Consider the following 19,547-nt stretch of genomic DNA (forward strand, 5'->3'; position numbering starts at 1 on the left):
CGCAGCAATCGAAATGCCATCAAGCAGAGTCGCGGACCTTTAAAACACCATCCATAAGTTGAACTGCTTGATTGTCATGAGGTTTTTCCACGCGCAACTTTTCGATCAATCGGTCCACGGCCGCCTGCCCGATCGCCTGAACGTTCTGCGCGACGGTCGTCAATGTGGGGATCATGAACTCCGAAAGCGGATAATCGTCGTGCCCGGCGATTCGTAAACCGCCCCGGTGCAAGGCCCCAGGCTCTAGCCGGTGACGTGCAGCCGCCCGCAGTGCACCAATCGCCACACGGTCGTTTGCACATAGGATTGAGGCATCGATGAAATTGCCCTTGGAAAAGTGATCATCCAATACCGCAAGGCCATGTGCCTCAAAATACCCTTCCCCATTCAGCGACTCGATGCCGATAATGGTCGGCTCAAACCCCAATTCCTCCATCTTTGAGATGTACGCCATCTCGCGCTCGAGGGCGTTAAAATTCACACGCGGCATCGCCAAAAACACGGGCGGAGCACCAACCCGAGAAAGGTATTCGGTAATAAGACCGGTGCTCTGCACATGGTCCGTGCCAACGAAATCAACCCCCGAAAGCCGTGCAGGGCGCGAATCCATCAATACAAAAGGCAGCCGCGCATTCAGCCGTTCGTACACCTTAAGATCACTGCGGTTTCCAAGGGGGGCCACAACCGCCCCATCCACATTCATCGACAAAAAGGTCTCGGCCGCGCGGGCCTCGATCTCGGGGTCAGAATGCGAACATTGCGTAATGACGGTGTATCCGGCCCGCATGGCAGCCCGCTCAATCGATTCTAGCAAGCGCGTGAAAAACAGGTCATTCAAATAGGGAATAATCACGCCGATCATGCCCGTTTTCTTTCGGTTCATCCGTGTCGCAAAGAAGTTCGGAATGTATTCGACCTGCTCCAATCCGCGGCGGATCCGCTCGACTGAGGATTTGCTGACCTTACTCGGATCCTGAAAATACCGCGACAAAGTCGGCCGCGACACGCCAATGGCGGCTGACAGCTCCTCCATCGTATGAATCTCGGGTTTTGCCATCGCTACTCTTCCTTGCCTTACCTGCACTTCGCTGAACACTAGGGTAAAGAAAAGCGAATGTCGCCACCCAGATTTTAACGCGCGTACAATTCAGACATGTGCGTTCAAAACACTATCATCACTATGAACTTGAATGCAGTACTGGATATGCGCTTGATCGATCCACTTAATGGTATGCGGACAGGACATCTGGGGCTCAGCCCGCGCTGTGATAACAGGCCACCTACTCACTCCAACAGGGCATGCTTCCAAAGCCTCCTCATCGACTGTGATAAACTCAAATTTTTGCGCCTCGGCACGAAACAAATACAACTATAGGAGCATTATGGGAGCACGAGCCTGCGCGGCTGAATGTGATGGGAAATGCACCCGTTTCCCGCTGTGATCGCCTGTTTCTCGTACCTACCAATTTCTGGATAGCAAACCAGATAAGCGAGACGCCAAAGGGTCTCTCCGAAATTGAACTTTTCGGCACCTATGCGACTTTCCAGGTTTCCCTCTCTGCTTTGGCGGTTTTGAACCGCTCGGTAAGCTCTCGCAAAGTGCTGGCATTTTGTGCAAGGCTCAGGCAGGCCGCGTTGGTTTGTTCAAATCGCGCTGCATTGCGTTGCGTCGCTGTACCTAAATCGCCGACGGAGGCGTTGACCGACGATATTTCCATGCTTTGTTGTTGCGTGCTGCTGGCAATAAGCTCCATTTTTTCGGTTATCGCCTGTACCCCAGCCACGACTTTCTCAAGCGCGGAAACGCTGTCCGAGATTTTGTCGGACCCATTCGCGACCTGCCCTTCTGACCGGCTAATAATGGTACGGATATCTGTCGCACTTTCCGCGGAACGTTGTGCAAGCGCGCGTACTTCTGAGGCAACAACAGCAAAGCCACGCCCCGCATCCCCTGCCCTTGCAGCCTCAACCCCGGCGTTCAGGGCAAGTAGGTTTGTCTGAAACGATATGGCATCAATAACTTCGACAATCTTAGCGATTTCCTGAGCCTCTGCCTTGATCAACTCCATTGCAACAGATGCATCAGATACGATTTCGCCACTTTGTCTCGCGCTCGACTGCGCGGTTTGCGACGACGCATTCACCTTTTCGACACTGTCGGCATTTTCCTTGACGATCCGCGTCAAGGCATCCAGCGCCAGTGATGTGCTCCCAAGGGTCATGGCTTGCTGCTCTGTTTGAAGGGCCAAGTCATTGGTGGACATGGAAATTTCATGGATTTCCGCGTCCATTTGCATCGACCGCATCGCGACCTCGGACACCATTTCCTCAAGTGAGCGAATAGCGGCGTTAAACCCGTCTCTCAACTCGTCATACTCCTTTGGCAGCGACCGGGATATCCGCGCGGTCAGGTCCCCCGTTCCAAGCCGCCTTAACCCGATGCGCAATGCCTCAACAACCATGGCCTGCTCTTGCGATTTCGCCTGGTCCCGCTCGATATGTTCTTTCTGGATTTTGCGTTTCTCAACCTCCGCCGAACGCCGCGTCACCTCTGCTGCTTCCAATTGCAGCACCGTTGCCTCGGCCCGTTCTCGCGCCAACTGCGCTTCCTGCTTGGCCTCTTCGGCTTGTCTTTGCGAAAGCTGTGCCTCTTTTCGCGCCGCATCAGAAAGCACCAAGCTTTGCAAAACCTCATCCGTCTTTGACTGCATCTCTTTCTGCAAGCGTTTAAGCTGCAAAACCGTAATCACGAGCGCCCCAGTTTCCAATATGACAACCCCAGCGTGAAGCAAGGTCCGTTCGATATTGTCCCATAGCCCTCCGGATGGGTAAATGAGCGTCGGCATCAGTATGGAGAGCGAGGCATGGTGAATGGCGACGACCGCCGCGGCGAAAAGCAACACAGGTATGCTGCGCAAAATGACCAGAGAGGCCAGCAAGGCAAAGTACAGCATATGGCTGTCAATCTGCCACGCATGCCCCTGAAACGCCCCGTTTAATGCGATCGCTTGCCCCAGCAGCGCAAGTGCGGCACCGATTGTAGTCAACAGCCGCTGACCCCGAGACATCAGAGCACCCAACAACAAAAAACAGAGCGAAACAGAGATGGCCAAAATATAGTTTCCGTCGACCATAATCGCAGTAATTGCAACGCAAGGCACGAGGGCGATGGCAAGACCAAAGACCATTTTCACCGACGTTGCTAACGAGTTGATTTCCATCTTCACGAACTCCGTCCCGTGAACCGTGGCAAGTTAGGTGAGAAACCGCAAATATCGGCCAATATACTAGCAGGAATAAGATGATAGCCCGCATGGGCCAGTTGAGCATGCCCCGCTGGTGCGACTGTAATCAGACGAGAGAAAATACCCCGAACGGGTCCCAATTCCCTGCCACTAGCCCGTTCCAGTTCCTCTTGGAGGCGGTTGGGAGGATCAAATGACAGGACGAGGTAAAGCTCTTGCCGGTCAAGCTGCCCTGCATTGGATAGAATAGAGGTGAGAGGTCCGACAATCGCCACAAGACAGAATACGGCCAAAACCCATGGCGCATATGTCAGGGCTACCGCCCGCCTGCCCCCCGTTTTTGGCCAGATTTCAGGAATTTCAGCCATAGTATTCAATCGCTTGCAGGCTCCTGTATTGTAGACATACCCAGCATACTAATATGCACACTGCTATACGGTGGGCTTCCGCACCGGCTAGCAACACGCACGAAAATCAACGATTTGAGACAACCGCATTGCGGCTACCATTGGCGAAAAAAGTTTAAAAACAGTGGATAGCGACCCTAAAACAAAGTAACTCGCCCCTCATCCGAGAGATTATCCCGCTTAACCTGACTTAAATTGTCCCGGACGCGGTCCAGACGTAGAACCTTTAAAGCTGAAGTGATATCAAAAGCTTGGTGTTCAGGGATGTTCTCTTTCAGATGTGCGGCAAAATTCCTAAGGTCCTCCACCGTCTGGATGAGAATATCCATTTCTTGAAATACCGCAGTCTGATCTTGGGTCAACGTTCCGCGGGCCACCAAGATCGACGCCAACGCTTTGTCTACCCTGCGTGCCATGGTCTCGACGTGGGTAAGCTCGCTCTCAACGCCATGCAGGACCTCCGGCCAAGTCGATTTAACAGATGTCATAGGCGACCGATAACAGTTTCGACGCATGATTTCATTTTTGGGGTATCAAATGGCTTTGTAAGGAAATTATTCAGCCCCCATTTTTGCGCTGCGGCAAGAATTTCCCGTGTCATCGAGCCGCTAATCAGTATGAAACCAATCCGGGAGGTCGTTTTTTGAGATCTTAGGTTTGCCAACAGCTCAAGCCCCGACATGCCGGGCATATTTTGATCCGAAATGATCAGGTGAAACCCCTCACGCGTCGCTTTGACAAACGCGGCGTCCCCGGAATTGCAAACATCGACATTTGTAATTCCAATTTCATACAACGCATTACAAATCAGCCCGCGGCTTACACTTGTATCGTCAGCGACAAGTACTTTAACAGTTTCACGTAGTGACATCGCCGCGCTCCTTCTGGTTCGCATTCTGACCGATAAAGCTTAATGGTCGACGAAAAGATGTTGGGCCAAACAATTCCAGTTGAAGTGCCAAATCGGGACTGATCCGTTCAGAATGGCCGATAAACAGCGCACCCTCTTGATCTAAAACGTTTTCCAAGCCCTGCCAGATGCGCGACTGTGTATCTGGAGCCATATAAATCGCTACATTTCGACAGAAAATTACTTGAAATGGACCACGCACCGGCCAGGGATCCACAAAATTCAGATAGCGAAATGTGGTCATGTCTTTTAACCGTTGCCGGATGTGAAGTTTACCATCACCCCCGTCAGGTTCGAACATGATATCCCCAAAGCGGTCTGGCACCCCACTTATGGATTTTTTGGGGTAAATTCCTGCTTTTGCACGCTGCAACATATGCGTATCGATGTCCGTTCCCAGAATACGAATATCGAAATCCCGCGCGTCAGGAAAATTTTGAAGAACAAGGGCCGCGATGCCATATGCTTCTTCTCCGCTTGCGCATGCTGCCGACCAAAGCCTGATCCGCGCACCCCTTTTTGCCTTTTCGATCAAATTTGGCAGCACGTCGGTCTCGAGCAGATCGAAATGACCCGGCTCTCGAAAAAACCGCGTGGTGTTGGTGGTTAACGCGTTAATCATCTGAACGAGTTCCTGCGCGCCCGCCTCGGAGCGGACATGCGCAAGGTAGGCGTCAAAATCAGGCAATCGCTGACGACGCACACGCGACGAAAGCCGTGACAAGATCATACTATCAGAATTTTCCTCCAAATGGATTCCTGTCTTGCATTTCAGGAGCGCGCGAATACCCTCAAACGCCGCCGCTGATAATAGAATTTCGCCGTGGCCGGCAGCTGTGGGACTCATGATGTTTCTCATGCAATTTCACGCGCCAACGCCATGGAGTCCCCTATGTTATTAATATCCAGAACGCGCAGGGTTTTATCGTCAGATGTGACAATCCCCTTCACGAACAGGTTTTCAGCCCCCTCACCAATATTTGGCATTGGCTGAATTTCATCACGTGACAGTTCAACAATGTCGGACACGGCCGTCACGACAAATCCGACGGTCTGATCCCCGATAAGGGTAATGATAATCACGTCACGATCGGTCGCCTCGTATCGGCCCAAACCCAAGCGCGCAGATAGATCGACGATGGGCACGACAGCGCCGCGCAAGTTCATCACCCCCAACACATCCAACGGAGAGTGAGGAAGCGTTGTGACCTTACTCCAGCCGCGGATCTCTCTCACAAGGATGATATCCATACAAAAATCTTGCGCGCCGATTGAAAGTGTAATGAATTCAATCTTCTGCAAAGACTTTCTTCGTTCTTTAAAACTCATGCGTATGCCCTCTTGTGCTTAACAGAAGTCGGCGGCGGATTTGATATTCGATGGGTTACTTCGTCTAAATCGACAATCAGGGCGATCTGACCGTCCCCCAAAATTGTGGCCGCAGCGACGAAGGGCACATGGCCATAATTCGATTCCAGGCTCTTGATAACGACTTGTCGCTGATCCCGTATCTGATCGACCGCCAGTGCGAACATCGTTCCATTTTCATCTTCGACGATAAAAAGAATGTGCTCGTCGCGGCGGCATGAACTGTTCTCATATCCAAAGACCTGCCCGAGTTCGATAATCGGGACCATCATATCGCGGACCGCCACCATACGAGAGGACGGGCCTATTTGGTGGATTTGCGACGGATCGGGGCGGATCGTTTCAAGGATTGCCGATATGGGCACCACCAAAGTTTCGCCCCCCACGTCAACAATCATCCCATCCAAAACCGCAAGGGTGAGCGGTAGGCTAATTGATATGGTTGTCCCTTCGCCCGGGCTTGAAATGATTGAAACCCGCCCCCCAAGACGGCGAATTTCACTGTTCACAACGTCCATCCCGACCCCGCGGCCAGAAAGATTTGTCACCACATCCGCCGTCGAAAACCCCGGCATGAAAAGCAGTCGGTCAATTTCGCCTTCACTTAACTGAGCCGTCGCCTGTATCAGCCCCTTAGCAATGGCCGAGGCCAGAACTTTATCGCGTTTTACGCCAGCACCATCGTCAGATACTTCAATCACCACGCGGCCGGACCGATGTGCGGCCGACAGCCTGATGCATCCAGCCTCCTCTTTTCCTGCTTGCAGACGGTCTGGCCCCATTTCCACCCCATGATCCACGGCGTTTCTTAATATATGGGTTAACGGGTCCACCAAGCGTTCGATCATAATGCGATCCACCTCGGTATCCTCTCCCTCCGAGGTAAAGCGCACCTCTTTACCCGCCATCTGTGCGGTTTCCCGTACAATACGTGCCATGCGCTGGAACAACGGCTTCACCGATTGCGCGCGAATGGCCATGATCCCCTCTTGAATGATTCTGGTCAGAGATTTGAAATCATCAAGCGTCGCCATCACGTTCCTGCTGACCGGGCCGCTGTGTTCCAAAAGGGACTGGGTCATCACAGATTGGGTGATCACCAACTCGCCGACCAGATTGATCAATTCATCCACCTGCCCCAAATCGACACGCACCGTCGATTTATGCGGCGCGGGCGGTTTTATTGTCGGCTCGGGCAGTACTGAGTCTGGGGTATCCGGCTCTGTAATGCCTGCCGGGTCATCGACCTCAACTTCTTGAACATTGGCCGCATTGTCAGTTTGGGCCATGGGGTGCTGTGGCACATCAACCGTGCCGTCACTGAGTGACACTTGCAGTTGCGCATGTGGCTCTGCGAATTCAAATATCTCGCGAATGTCACTCTCTGACCGGTCCGAGGCGAGGCTCAACCGCCAGGTTGCTGCTGGGTGTGGATCGTCCCAGGGTGCCTGCTCGTCCAATTCAACATCCACTTTCAGCCGTCCCAACGTTTCAAGCTCGCGAAACAACTGAACAGGCTCATGCCCGTTTGCATATAGCGCAGCCGTCGGGGTGAATGAGATATTGAAAACGGGTAGTTCCGGCCCATTATCGACGGGTAAAGCCCCGTCATCATCCAAGGCGAGGGGCACAAAATCCGCCAGAAAATCCCCTTCCGGCTCCGCCACTGGCTCGGCTTGAGACAGGGACATAATCTCGGAGGTCTGAAGCGCGAGCCTGTCTGGATCCGGCTCAAAACCTGCCGCAGCGAGGGATATCAAATCCGCCAGATAATCAGCTGCGCGATATAAGACAGGGATACTGTCAGAGGTTGTTAACAGCTGCCCGCCACGCAATTCGTCCAAAATGGTTTCATACGCATGGGCAAATTGCGCAATTGCGTCCAGAGAAAAAGACGCCGCCCCCCCCTTGATCGAATGCACCGCACGGAACATGCTATTCACCTGATCAGGGTCGGGGCTTGTCTCTTCGACTTCCGCCTCTATCGCGTTCAACCCATCCGTCAGATCCTCAAGCTGCTCCTCACATTCTTGGAAAAATATTGCGCGCAATTCGGTCAGTGAGGACATGGTCACAACCTTGCCACGCGGCGGATTGCAGAAACCAGTCGGCTGTCGTTAAACGGCTTTACGATCCAACCGGTCGCCCCAACACTGCGCGCCCGATCCTTTAGCTCGGGACTGTTTTCGGTGCTGAGAACGAGAATTGGAATTGATGTATTCTGGCCCGTGCTGCGGACAGTTTCAATAAACCCAAACCCATCCATACCCGGCATATTGATGTCTGTGATGATGACATCAGGGTTTGTGTCAGCCAATTTTCGCACGCCATCGGCACCGTCTTCTGCTGTGGTCACGAAAAACCCGGCGTCCTCAAGGGTCAGTCGCAGCAGATCGCGCATCGTCCGGGAATCGTCAATCGCGAGAATACTGATACTCATAGCGGTTGCTCTCCTCCTAGAAGGGCCTCAGCCATGCCCATCAACCTCAAGTCATCCACAAAATCTGGGGAGGCTTCAATTTGGAATACATGACCGGAAGACAGGCAGAAACGCTGGAAACGCAGCAGAATTTCAGCCGCGCGCGCGCCCACAGAAAGCACCTTGAGGCCGTCTATAGTGATGTCCTGCCCACTCTTTTGGGCAAGCAATCGGATCAGGTCATCTGCCTTGCCAGAGTGCAGTCGATCGGAAAGCATTATCTTACAGGTCATCTCATCATTTCCCGAAAAACTGGATATCGTCCAAAGACTGGTTTTGCGCTTGCCGCATCACCACATCGGCTTCGTCATCATCGACCAGCAACTGGCTGACCCGGCCGGTCGTAGGCGTAAAGCGAATAGCGCGCGCCTGCTGCCCGCCCAAGCTACTTCCCACAACGGGCATGCCTTCTATCTCAAGGAAACTAATCGCAAACTCGCAATTTTTTGCACCGATATGGCCCATTCTTCCCGACATCGTCGCCCCACCAAAAATCTTGGCGCGCAATCGTGATTTTCTGGCTCCAAGTTTCAACAGCCCGTTGATCAATATCTCCATAGCGAAAAGCCCGTATCGCTCGGAATGGCTGTCGCCGTCGGGGCCCGTCGCCAGCAGGAAATGGTTCATCCCGCCAACCCGCGCCACGGGATCAAAAAGACATGTGGCAACGCAGGACCCCAGCAGGGTTTTCAAAACAACGTCGGGGGCATCGCTGACCTGAAATTCGCCTTGTGCGACGAAAATATCATCGGTTTGATCAGGCCACATCTGTGAATCGCTCAGACATAGTGCCATCTAACGGTCCCTTCCCAGTTGCATTGGTCCATGATCCCTATCCACATCAAAAATCTGTCCATGTGCCGGTAGCCGTGGCCATAGGTTCAATCGCCTGTTTTACTGGCGGCTCTAAGCGTTCAATTTTCCCCTTCTTTGGTTTCTGGGCCGTTTCGACAATGGCTTTGGGTTCGGCAAAATCCACAACTTGTTCTGTCAGTTGAAAGTGATAGATGGTCTCGACCAAGGCTGCGGCTTCTCGTTTCAGCGCATCACTTGCGGCGGTGGTCTCCTCCAGTCGTGCCGCGTTTTGCTGTGTTGATTGATCAAGCTTGGTTACCGAACTGTTGATTTCTTCTAGGTTTAAAGATTGCTGGCTGGCCGAAATTGCAATTTCGGAAACCTGCGTTGAAATATCATGAACAGACGTGGCAATCTCTTGCAGAGACTTTCCTGTTTCGCCGACCAAATCCACGCCGATTCTAACTTGGGCAACCGACTGCGCGATCAGACCATTGATCTCGGTTGCGGCTTCCGACGAGCGTTGGGCCAGCGCCCTGACTTCAGATGCAACCACAGCAAAGCCTCGGCCAGCATCACCAGCGCGCGCCGCCTCGACCCCTGCGTTCAAGGCAAGAAGGTTGGTCTGAAATGCAATATCATCAATGACTTTGACGATCGACGCGACCTTTTTGGAGGAGATCGAAATCTCGTCCATCGCCGTAACCGTTTTCAGAACAACAACCCCGCTCTTTTCCGCGTTTTTCCTTGCTTCTGCGACAATAGTATCGGCTTTCTGGGCCCCTTCGGCGGTGCCGCGCACGGCGGCGGTCAGATCGTCCAAGGCCGAGGCCGCCTGCTCCAACGTGGCGGCGGTCCCCTCTGTTCGACGCGATAACACCTCGGTGGTGCCGCTGATGTCTTGCGATTCATTGCGAATGGTTTCAGCGCGGCTGGCGATACCGCCAAGCGCTTGGCACAGCTGTCCCACCGCATTATTATAATCCTGTCGCAATTCCTCGAAACGATCTGCGAAAGGTTCGGACAGATTTGCGTGCAAATGGCCGTCTCGCAACCGTTTAAAGGCAACGCGCAACGTATCGACGACCTTGGCGCGCTCGTGGCTTAGTTCTGCACGCTCCCATTGGGCTTGCTCGGTGGCTTGCGTTGCCTCGGTTATGTCACGGCCCAATAAAAACAGACGGTACGGTTTCTTGTCGGTACCGATGACCGATGTAATGCTGCCTTCGACAATAACATCGCTGCCATCAACCCCGCGAAACACCATTTTACCGATGAAAGAACGGCCCTTTTTGAGTTTTGCTACCAAATCTTCCGCGTCGCTCGACATCAAAGACGCCAGTGTTACATGCCCCGGCATGCCCTTTGGCCTGCCGATCGTCGCAGAAAATATTTTGTTCTCGTCAAGCAACGTTCCTTCGGGGGAAAACTCAGCCCTCAGCTGGGTCGCGTTTATCTCGTTGATAAGAGCGGTGCTTTTCCAAACATCCGTGACGTCTTGCCATTCAAGGACAAAGCCGATTTTCGTGTCTTTGTTATCGCGGATGGACTTGATTTTGAGAGAGATACGGACGTCATCAATTGAAATCGTGGTCGCAAATGCCGCGTCATCGCCCCCACCGATATCCGCCAACATATCGCTGGAGATAACATCAAAAAGCTCCAATGATCTACCGACCAGGTTTTTGGGATCAAAACTGGAAAACCTGTTTTGAAACTGGGTGATGCGGTTTTGGCAAAGCTCTTCGAAAGCCGGGTTAACGGCAAATATCTCCCCTGTTTGATCGGCAAGGAGCAACGCCGCCGATGAGTTGTTGAACGCTTCGCGCTTGAAACTTGCCTCGCGCGCGCCGTCAGCCGCCTCAGCAAGATCAGCGCGCAGATGCTCCACCGCCTTGCCCATCATACCAAATTCATCCTGCCGGGCTGCGCTCGCGACTTCTGTCTTGAAATCACCTTGGCGCAAAGCCTCAACCGTTTTGGTCAAGGCCGACATCGGCCGCAGGATAATGCCGTGAAACGCCAGAAACGTCGCAATCACCGCAATCAGGCCAATAATGCCCGTGGCCATCAGTGATTTCATCTGAGTGGATGCCAAAAAATCGGCCAGCGGGTCAGCGGACCAGCGCATTGAAAATGCGCCTACGTTTCGGGCCGTTCCATGTATCAGCGGGAAAGCGACCAGATTGGTCTGTTTCGACACGATCCGGGTTTCGGCCCCGACGGCACTGCGCGCGAAATCGGCCAATGCGGCATCCGTGTTGGCCCCGTGTTCGGCAACCACCCAACCATCGGCATCGACGACGACATAGCTGATAAAGGAATTTTCATCTCGGTCATCGAACTGCGCGAACAAACTGTTGATATCGCGATATTTTTTATAGGCAACCGGCGCAGGCAATGCGGACGCCAGCAACTGACCGCGGTCTTCGGCCCGGGCGGCCAAGGTTTCACCCGCGAGGTAGCTGAGTGATGCATTTTGCAGAACCAGCAGCGGAAGCACGACAATCGAAATAGAAAGCACAGCGGCAAGTGCAAACTTTGTCGCAACTGAATGCAGGATATTCACGCGGTTTGGCATCGGCATTTTCTAGCTCTCACAACCTTGGGGACTTAGGGGAACGCGGCGGCATCAATGCCGAACGTCACTGCACCGACCGGGGTTCGCGTGATCGGATCGACCAATGTCACCGAAACTTGCCGCTGGTAGGTGTTTGCGGATTCGTCAAATTCGATCCCTCCTTTATGGATGGCCCCTGCACCTTTTGGAAAAGTCTCCAGAAATTTGGCTTCGTCGCCTTGCCAATAATCGGTGGTGACATTGCTGATCGCCGCATTCAAACCCAACGCATCCATCACGATAATTTCGGTAATGCGCCCCCCTGACCCCTGAACCAACGCACGCAGATAGGCCGATGCAGATACGGCTGTAACAAGGCCAATCAGCGCCGGATCGCCGGTTCCGATTTCCCTGCGCCACTGGTCGTCTTGGGCCAGCACTTCTTGGGAGCTCAAGTTCATGTTTCGAAAATTGCTTTTAGCAAGAGCTGCCCAGATCGACCCCTCGTGCTCTAGATTGACGACCTGCGCTAGGACGTAGGCCACCGCGTTTTCTTCGGCTGTGTTCGCCGCAGAGGCAGCGCCCCCCGCAAAGCCAAAGATCACAGCCATCACGCGCAGTACAGCCAGCACTAGAAAGACCCCTTGTGGTGTGCCAGCCCCGTTGCCAGCCCGTCCCTTTAAAGGGAAAAGTCTTTGCAAGCTGTTAAGCGAGCCTATAAAAATCTGCCGATTTTATACGATATGCCCCTTGCCGCGCGCGGCCTAGGCGATAAACCTGTGGCTGGCACGCACCCAGTGCTCGCGCCAAAATGAAGCACCGAGGCATCGCTGCCTACCCAATACTGGGTTCGTTGTGCACATACACCCAACGGCATCACGCGCCCCAAACAGCGCATCCGCTGTGCGAAGATCATATACGATGAAATGCGAATGCAGAGGGGTTAGATAAGCTCTTTTATCTGAACGTTTCGCGCCGAGATCGGTAGCGCGAATTTGCGCGCCCGTGCTGCATGCTGCTTGACGATTTCGCGTTGCAGCTTGTTGTTCGGGATTGGCAAGGCCGGAGGAACAAGATCGTTCAACAGCCCGCGCTCTTCGATATCCAATAAATCATCGGTGGACAGACACTTGGCGCTTTCGGCCGTTTTGCTGAGGTAAAAGCTTTCGGCGGCGACCCCATTTGCGAATATCACCTCGTGGCGATCAAACAGGATATGATAATACGTCACGCCTTTGGCAGGGCAAACGCAGGATATCCGCTGAAGCTGCGCCAAATGATGCGCCGCGATCAGCACACGCTGCGCATCGGACAGTTCGGCAACCGCCATGGATTCCATGACGATCCGATGCTGACGCGATACCAATAAATCTTGCGTGGGAATTCTGGGGCCCAACGCATCAGACGCGATACGGATCGGACGAATTTTTTCATCTGCAACGATCTCAACACCCGAGAAATGCCGGTGACCAATCCAACGGATCGTTTGCAACCCATGTTGCTGGGTCCTCACCTGATCGCCCACCTTCAGTCTCTCAACCCGACGTTCACCGCCCGCGCAGGCAATCATTGTTCCGGCCACAAAACACGGCGGCGGCGTTGATCCACTGTCGCCCATTCCAGGCCGTAAGGACACAATCGGTGTGTCAATATTTGGCGCATCCCATCTGACCGAAGCATCGCCGCGACCGTTTATAACATTTTGCTGGTCGACTGCGGTGAAATCTACGCCCGGCTCAATAAAGGTCGAGGAATTAATCTCGGTTGCGAAGTTATTGTTGTAGGGTTCATTGAACCCACCAATCATGTAGGCCTGTTCGACAGTGTCATAGCCGGATGAGTTTACCGAACTCAGAACGACGCCTTGATAAGTTACGTTATGGTTATTGTCTGAAAAGCTCCCGCCAAGCACCGGCTGGATATAGATATATTCACCCGTACTCGTATCCTGTGTCCACTGTGCCTGATCGGTCGGCAAAAGAAAGCTCAGCGTTCCACCATTTACGGTGTCGGTCGCCTCGTTCCCGTCTTCGTCGAAGGCTGTCAAACGCAGTTGAAATCCGTTCGCAAGCGCAACATATTCGTCGGGGCTGATCGCGATCTCAAACCGGTCACCACCAGTTTGTTCAAACTCGGAAATTCGTGCCATTTAATTTCCTTTCGAAACAATATCTTTGATCAGCATTGGAAGAAATGAATGATCTAGGCCTGTGAGGCAGCTTTAACTGTTTTCTAAGGAAATAGAATTCGGCGTGTATCTGGTCAATTGTCTCGGGGTCCGAGCCGTCCAAGCAATTCGCAATCGTGTCATTAATGTTGCTGTTTTGTGGGGTCTAAGGCGGTGCCCTGCCCGAAATCACGCCGCCAACTGCGATCTTGCCCCGTTTGACATGTATCAAGGCACCGCGATGCGGCGCGGTGCTACAACGCCCACACCCCCCATCGGAGCGGCACCATGACGGATAAGAAAAGCGAAATCGAAGCGGCACTTGGGGTCGGGGAGCATAAGCATCCCATCCCGCGTTGGGTTTATTATATCGTAGCTTTCGCGCTTCTTGGGGCCAGCCTGTACTGGTGGCAGACCCAGAGCGCCACACGCAACGCGGTGACGTACCAGACCGAAGCAGCAACCCGCGCGGATCTTCAGGTCACGGTGACGGCAACAGGCTCCATCGAGCCCACCAATCTGGTCGAAATTTCCTCGGAGTTGTCGGGGACCGTGAAGAAGGTGCTGGTTGACTACAACGATACGGTGTCGGAGGGGCAGCTTTTGGCGCAGCTCGACACGACCCAGCTAGAGGCGCAGCTGGCCGTTCAAAAAGCATCACATGCCGTGGCCGAGGCGCAGGTCTCAAGTGCCAAGGCAACGCTGCTGGAAGCCCAGTTGAATTACGACACGGTTCGAAAACTGGATGAACGCGGCGTGACCACCCGCACCAATATGAACGCAGCCGAGGCAAAGCTGGCCCGTGCCAAGGCAGATCTGGCTAGCGCCACCGCGAATATGGATTTGACCAAGGCCCAGCTTGAGGCGCAACAGGCCGAACTGGAGAAGGCCTGTATCTGTTCGCCGATCAAAGGTGTGGTGCTGGAGCGCAACGTCGATGAAGGGCAGATCGTAGCCGCGATGCTCTCTGCGCCGATCCTGTTCACCATCGCCGAGGATTTGACGAAGATGGAGCTTCAGGTGGATGTCTCCGAGGCTGATATCGGCCGGGTCGCTTCCGGCGAGCTGGCGACCTTTACCGTCGACGCCTATGATGATCAGACATTTCCGGCGGTCATTTCCATGGTCCGCTATGCCTCTGAAACCATTGATGGAGTAGTAAGCTACAAGGCGATCCTATCTATCGACAACGCTGCCCTCATGCTACGCCCCGGCATGACCGCAACGGCTGATATCACGGTTGCTGAGTATGATGATGTCCTTGTCGTCCCAAACGCCGCGCTGCGCTTTGCCCCGCCGCAGATTGTCGAGGATAGCGATGACGACAAAACCCAAGGCGGCGGGTTGCTGGGCCTGCTGATGCCGTCGCGCGACGATACCGCCAATACGTCCGGGTCTACCCGATCCGTTTGGGTACTGCGCGACGACGTTGCCGTCGAGGTGCCCGTGGAAAAAGGCGATACGGATGGCCAGATGACCCGTATTCTGGCGGGCGATATCACAGAAGGAGACAAGGTGATCGTCGAGATGAGCGAGGGCACCTGACGTGGCCGGCGAAGCACCACTCATCGAGTTTCGCAAGGTCACCAAAATCTATGGTCAGGGCGAGGCCGAAGTCCGTGCTCTGGACGGTGCCAGCTTCACCATAAAAACCGGAGAGTTCGTGGCAATCATGGGCCCTTCGGGGTCAGGCAAGTCCACTGCGATGAACCTGATCGGCTGTCTCGATAGACCATCGTCGGGGGAGTACCTGTTCCACGGCGTGCCCGTCGCAAGCCTTGATCGCAACCAGCGCGCCCTGCTACGCCGGAACTATCTGGGCTTTGTGTTTCAGGGCTACAACCTACTGGCGCGGCGGTCTGCATTGGAAAACGTCGAACTGCCGCTCATCTACAAGGGTATTGGTCGCGCCGAACGCAAACAGCGGGCCTTCGAGGCCTTGAGCAAGGTCGGCCTGAAGGGACGCGAACACCATACGCCGTCTGAACTGTCGGGCGGCCAGCAGCAACGTGTGGCCATCGCCCGCGCCCTGATAGCCAACCCTGATGTGATCCTCGCGGATGAACCAACAGGTAATCTCGATACAAAAATGTCGCGCGAAATCATGCAGTTGCTGTGCGATCTTAATGACAACGAAGGGATGACAATCATCATGGTCACCCACGAAGAAGACATGGCCGAATATGCCCACCGGTTGATCTGGATGGTGGACGGCAAGGTCGAGCGAGACGGCAAACCAAGCGGCGGAGGCGGCAAACGATGATCTGGGAAACCATACGACTGGCGGTTCAAGCGATCTTTCGTAACACAATGCGGTCGGTTCTGACCGTGTTGGGTATCGTCATCGGCGTCGCCGCGGTGATCGCCATGGTCACTGTGGGCGAAGGATCGTCCAGTCAGGTTACCGCAGATGTTGAAAAACTGGGCACCAATATCGTGATGATCATGCCCGGCGGAATGGAACAAGGCCCGCGCACCCAATCGGTCGCCGAAGCGTTCAAGCTTAAGGACGTCGAAGCAATCATTGACCAGATCGGCAGCGTCGACACTGCCGCCCCCTATGCGCAAACATCCATGACAGCGATATACGGCCCCGAAAGCACCACGACGCAGGTGGTCGGTACCGACAACCGCTATCTGGATGCTGTCGATTGGCCGCTGGTGATGGGACGCGCGTTCCTCAACACCGAGGAAACATCGGGCCGGCCCGTCTGCATCATTGGTGAAACCGTGCGCCAGAACCTTTTCGGCAACACCAACCCCATCGGCGAGACAATCCGCCTCAGCTCTCTGACCTGCGAGGTGGTCGGCCTGCTCGAGGCCAAAGGCGCATCGTCTTTTGGCACCGATCAGGACGATGTCGTCGGCCTGCCCATAAAAACCTTTCAACGGCGCATTTCCGGCAGCAGCGATGTCGCGATGATCTTTGTGGCGGTGCAGGATGGAAAATCGACAGACCGTGTGATGGGCGAGATCAAGGCGCTGATGCGTGAGCGCCGCCGCATCAGCGAAGGCGAAGAAGATGATTTCACGGTCATGGACATGAAGCAGATCGCCGAAATGCTGTCAGGGATTACCGACGTGCTGACCGGCCTTTTATCGGCTGTGGCGGCGGTCAGCCTGTTGGTCGGCGGCATCGGCATCATGAACATCATGCTGGTTTCCGTCACCGAACGCACCCGCGAGATTGGCATCCGGCTGGCGGTGGGCGCGCAATCAAGCCAAGTGTTGATGCAGTTTTTGGTTGAGGCGATTGTGCTCTCGGTCATTGGCGGTCTGATTGGCATCATTCTGGGTCTGGTCCTTGCCATCTTTGCCTCGAACATGATGGCGATCCCCTTCGCCCCCAACCCTGCCGTCGTCGGTGGCGCGTTCCTGTTCTCGGCAGTCGTCGGGGTGGTCTTTGGCTATTTCCCCGCCCGCCGGGCAGCCAGGCTCGACCCGATCGAAGCGCTGCGCCACCAGTAAAACTGGTTATACCCGATTGCGCACCTCAAAAATCCGCGCTAGCATCGATATCAGGCCTTGCTCGGGCCTCCTCCCTCCATCGGGGCAGCATTTGCCATGCAGAGCGGTTTCATGTCGAACTGATCCTGTTCGAGCACGCGCATAAGGGGGGATTGCGTCGACCGCTCGAAAGAGGAGGTTCAAGATGAGACTGTCATCACCCATTTACACACTCAAGCGTGAGGCAAAACTGCTGACACGCAGCACCGAGATCAAGCTTCACCAAGCGCTTGACCAAATAGCAAAGCGCGAGGGGTTTCAGGACTGGGGCCATTTGGCCTCGAGCTATGCCAAGAACACACCCTCCAAGGCCGTTCTGCAACAGCTTGATGCTGGCGACATGGCCCTCATCGCAGCGCGCCCCGGCCACGGCAAAACGCTGTTGGGGCTGGAGCTTGTCGCCATGGCTGAGAAGTCCAACCGGACGGGGTATTTCTTCACCCTAAGCGACACCGTTCTGGACATACGGAACCGCTTGGACAAGCTTGGCATAGATCCCGACCAGTTCGACCAGACCGTCACCATCGACACCTCAGATGATATCTGCGCCGACCATATCATAAGCCGCATCGACAACACGGCAAAGCCTGCGTTGATCCTTGTCGATTACCTGCAATTGCTTGATCAAAAGCGCAGTAATCCGCCACTAGAAGTGCAGATCCGCAAACTAAAGGCCTTTGCAGTCGCGCAACGCGCAAGCGTTATCCTGCTTTCGCAGATCGACCGACGCTTTGATCTTTCGGTTAATGGTATGCCCGGCATGGACGACATCCGCCTGCCAAATAACGTCGACCTATCGCTGTTCAGCAAAAGATGCTTTCTGCATGACGGTAAAATCCAGATTGAGCAGACCGCATAACGCAATCTGAACCAGCTTTGCGGGCGATTTCAGCAGCGCCCGCAACTTGTGGCCGTTGACAGGTGATATGCGCTGCCTGAACGGCGTTCGAAACAGCATCCACCTTGCCATTTGTTACTTTATAAAATACCAATTTCACAAAGATGGAGGTCACCCGATGAGAAAGCGCGCAGCCGCCCGGCAAACAGACGTTTTGACATTGCTGAAAGCATCCCCCAGACCGATGACCGCCTACCAAATTCTTGAACAACTTCAAGTCAGTGAGCCCGACATTGCGCCACCAACGGTGTATCGCACGTTGTCAGCCCTGACCGATCAGGGGCAGGCACATCGGCTTGAATCAATCAAGGCGTTTGTACCGTGCCGCTGTAACCACGTCGAAAGCGTACCCGTCCTTGCCATCTGCGAAGACTGCGGATCGGTCGAAGAACATGACGGAAGCGATCTTTTGCCGACATTCACCCGTTTGACAGATCAAAACGCCTTTCAGGCCGCGCGCCATATTGTTGAAATTCACGGGCAATGCGGCACCTGCGCAGACTGACCTTTCTTACTCAAAACACGGATAGATCATGAAACAAGCACTCTCCCTCATCACGCTCGTCGCAGCCCTGCCCGCCTTGGCCGACCATGCCCGCCAGCTTGACGCCCATGAACATGGTGTAGGCACATTGGATATCGCCATCGAAGGCACGACAGTCGCGCTGAGTTTTGAGGCACCCGGCGCGGATATTGTCGGGTTCGAATATGCGGCAACCAGCGAGGCCGATCTGGCGGCGATTGCACAGGCTGTCAAAACACTGGGCGCGCCGCTTGATCTGTTCGTGATGCCGGATGCTGCGGGCTGCGCTGTGGTCGATGCAAAGGCCGAACTTGAAGGTGGTGACGCGCATGGCGAACATGAAGAGCACGGTGACGAACATCACGATGATCACGCCGAGGAAAGCCATGACGACCACGGACATGATGATCATGGGCATGATGATCACGGCCATAAAGACGACAGTCATGATGGACATGACGACCACGGGCATGATGACCATGCCGAAGACGCGGGTCACACGGAATTCCACGCTACCTACACCCTGACCTGCGACACACCGGACGCACTAACGGAAATCAACTTTGCTTATTTCCAAACCTTCCCCAATGCGCAGGAAATCGACGTGCAGCTTATCAGCGCATCAGGTGCGCGGGCGTTCGAAGTTGAGCGCTCGACACCTCTGCTTGATCTGGAGCGCTGATCAAAC

General features: G+C 54.4%; 19 protein-coding genes. 6 read left to right on the top strand and 13 right to left on the bottom strand.

Annotated elements, in window-relative coordinates:
- Positions 1 to 19: 19 nt before the first annotated feature.
- The 13 genes from BM347_RS04900 to BM347_RS04960 all read right to left on the bottom strand — a co-directional run bounded on the left by BM347_RS04900 (position 20) and on the right by BM347_RS04960 (position 13,913).
- Complete coding sequence (locus BM347_RS04900) at positions 20 to 1,057, bottom strand: LacI family DNA-binding transcriptional regulator (RefSeq protein WP_245764183.1); 1,038 nt, start codon at positions 1,055 to 1,057, stop codon at positions 20 to 22.
- Positions 1,058 to 1,532: 475 nt separating this feature from the next.
- Positions 1,533 to 3,221 (bottom strand): methyl-accepting chemotaxis protein, encoded by a 1,689-nt coding sequence (locus BM347_RS04905; protein ID WP_093915238.1) that lies wholly within the window; start codon positions 3,219 to 3,221, stop codon positions 1,533 to 1,535.
- A 568-nt stretch (positions 3,222 to 3,789) separates the two neighbouring features.
- Positions 3,790 to 4,140 carry a hypothetical protein gene (locus BM347_RS04910; RefSeq protein ID WP_093915239.1) on the bottom strand — a complete coding sequence of 117 codons (351 nt, stop codon included), beginning with the start codon at positions 4,138 to 4,140 and terminating at the stop codon, positions 3,790 to 3,792.
- Positions 4,137 to 4,523 carry a response regulator gene (locus BM347_RS04915; protein WP_093915240.1) on the bottom strand — a complete coding sequence of 129 codons (387 nt, stop codon included), beginning with the start codon at positions 4,521 to 4,523 and terminating at the stop codon, positions 4,137 to 4,139. Before BM347_RS04915 ends, BM347_RS04910 begins: the two co-directional genes overlap by 4 nt.
- A complete protein-coding gene (locus tag BM347_RS04920; RefSeq protein ID WP_175498486.1) occupies positions 4,510 to 5,409 on the bottom strand; it encodes a CheR family methyltransferase in 900 nt (299 codons plus the stop codon). Before BM347_RS04920 ends, BM347_RS04915 begins: the two co-directional genes overlap by 14 nt.
- Positions 5,410 to 5,417: 8 nt before the next feature.
- Positions 5,418 to 5,891, bottom strand: a complete 474-nt coding sequence (locus BM347_RS04925; RefSeq protein WP_093915242.1) for a chemotaxis protein CheW — start codon at positions 5,889 to 5,891, stop codon at positions 5,418 to 5,420.
- Positions 5,888 to 7,999, bottom strand: coding sequence for a chemotaxis protein CheA (locus BM347_RS04930; RefSeq protein WP_093915243.1), 2,112 nt, complete (start codon positions 7,997 to 7,999; stop codon positions 5,888 to 5,890). The genes BM347_RS04925 and BM347_RS04930 overlap by 4 nt, the downstream gene beginning before the upstream one ends.
- A 2-nt stretch (positions 8,000 to 8,001) precedes the next feature.
- Positions 8,002 to 8,370, bottom strand: coding sequence for a response regulator (locus tag BM347_RS04935; protein WP_093915244.1), 369 nt, complete (start codon positions 8,368 to 8,370; stop codon positions 8,002 to 8,004).
- A complete protein-coding gene (locus BM347_RS04940; RefSeq protein ID WP_093915245.1) occupies positions 8,367 to 8,642 on the bottom strand; it encodes a hypothetical protein in 276 nt (91 codons plus the stop codon). Before BM347_RS04940 ends, BM347_RS04935 begins: the two co-directional genes overlap by 4 nt.
- Before the next feature lie 4 nt (positions 8,643 to 8,646).
- Positions 8,647 to 9,204 carry a chemotaxis protein CheD gene (locus BM347_RS04945; protein WP_093915246.1) on the bottom strand — a complete coding sequence of 186 codons (558 nt, stop codon included), beginning with the start codon at positions 9,202 to 9,204 and terminating at the stop codon, positions 8,647 to 8,649.
- Positions 9,205 to 9,250: 46 nt separating this feature from the next.
- Positions 9,251 to 11,791 carry a methyl-accepting chemotaxis protein gene (locus BM347_RS04950; protein WP_093915247.1) on the bottom strand — a complete coding sequence of 847 codons (2,541 nt, stop codon included), beginning with the start codon at positions 11,789 to 11,791 and terminating at the stop codon, positions 9,251 to 9,253.
- A gap of 26 nt (positions 11,792 to 11,817) precedes the next feature.
- Complete coding sequence (locus BM347_RS04955) at positions 11,818 to 12,396, bottom strand: hypothetical protein (protein WP_093915248.1); 579 nt, start codon at positions 12,394 to 12,396, stop codon at positions 11,818 to 11,820.
- Positions 12,397 to 12,707: 311 nt separating this feature from the next.
- The gene (locus BM347_RS04960; protein WP_093915249.1) at positions 12,708 to 13,913 is read right to left on the bottom strand and encodes a Hint domain-containing protein; all 1,206 of its coding nucleotides are present in this window, start codon (positions 13,911 to 13,913) and stop codon (positions 12,708 to 12,710) included.
- 306 nt (positions 13,914 to 14,219) lie between these two features.
- On the opposite strand from BM347_RS04960, the gene BM347_RS04965 reads away from it, so the two are divergent.
- From BM347_RS04965 to zrgA, 6 genes are all read left to right on the top strand, one after another.
- Positions 14,220 to 15,476: an efflux RND transporter periplasmic adaptor subunit gene (locus tag BM347_RS04965; protein WP_093915250.1), complete on the top strand. Its 1,257-nt coding sequence runs from the start codon at positions 14,220 to 14,222 to the stop codon at positions 15,474 to 15,476.
- A gap of 1 nt (position 15,477) precedes the next feature.
- Positions 15,478 to 16,194, top strand: a complete 717-nt coding sequence (locus BM347_RS04970) for an ABC transporter ATP-binding protein (RefSeq protein ID WP_093915251.1) — start codon at positions 15,478 to 15,480, stop codon at positions 16,192 to 16,194.
- Positions 16,191 to 17,399, top strand: coding sequence for an ABC transporter permease (locus BM347_RS04975; RefSeq protein WP_093915252.1), 1,209 nt, complete (start codon positions 16,191 to 16,193; stop codon positions 17,397 to 17,399). The genes BM347_RS04970 and BM347_RS04975 overlap by 4 nt, the downstream gene beginning before the upstream one ends.
- A gap of 184 nt (positions 17,400 to 17,583) precedes the next feature.
- On the top strand, positions 17,584 to 18,297 hold the full coding sequence (locus tag BM347_RS04980) for a DNA helicase (RefSeq protein WP_093915253.1): 714 nt from the start codon (positions 17,584 to 17,586) through the stop codon (positions 18,295 to 18,297).
- Positions 18,298 to 18,454: 157 nt separating this feature from the next.
- The gene (locus tag BM347_RS04985; protein WP_093915254.1) at positions 18,455 to 18,841 is read left to right on the top strand and encodes a Fur family transcriptional regulator; all 387 of its coding nucleotides are present in this window, start codon (positions 18,455 to 18,457) and stop codon (positions 18,839 to 18,841) included.
- Between the two features lie 28 nt (positions 18,842 to 18,869).
- Positions 18,870 to 19,541: a zinc uptake protein ZrgA gene (gene zrgA, locus BM347_RS04990; protein WP_093915255.1), complete on the top strand. Its 672-nt coding sequence runs from the start codon at positions 18,870 to 18,872 to the stop codon at positions 19,539 to 19,541.
- The last annotated feature ends 6 nt before the right edge of the window (positions 19,542 to 19,547 follow it).

Source organism: Sulfitobacter marinus (assembly GCF_900116285.1).
GTDB lineage: Bacteria > Pseudomonadota > Alphaproteobacteria > Rhodobacterales > Rhodobacteraceae > Sulfitobacter > Sulfitobacter marinus.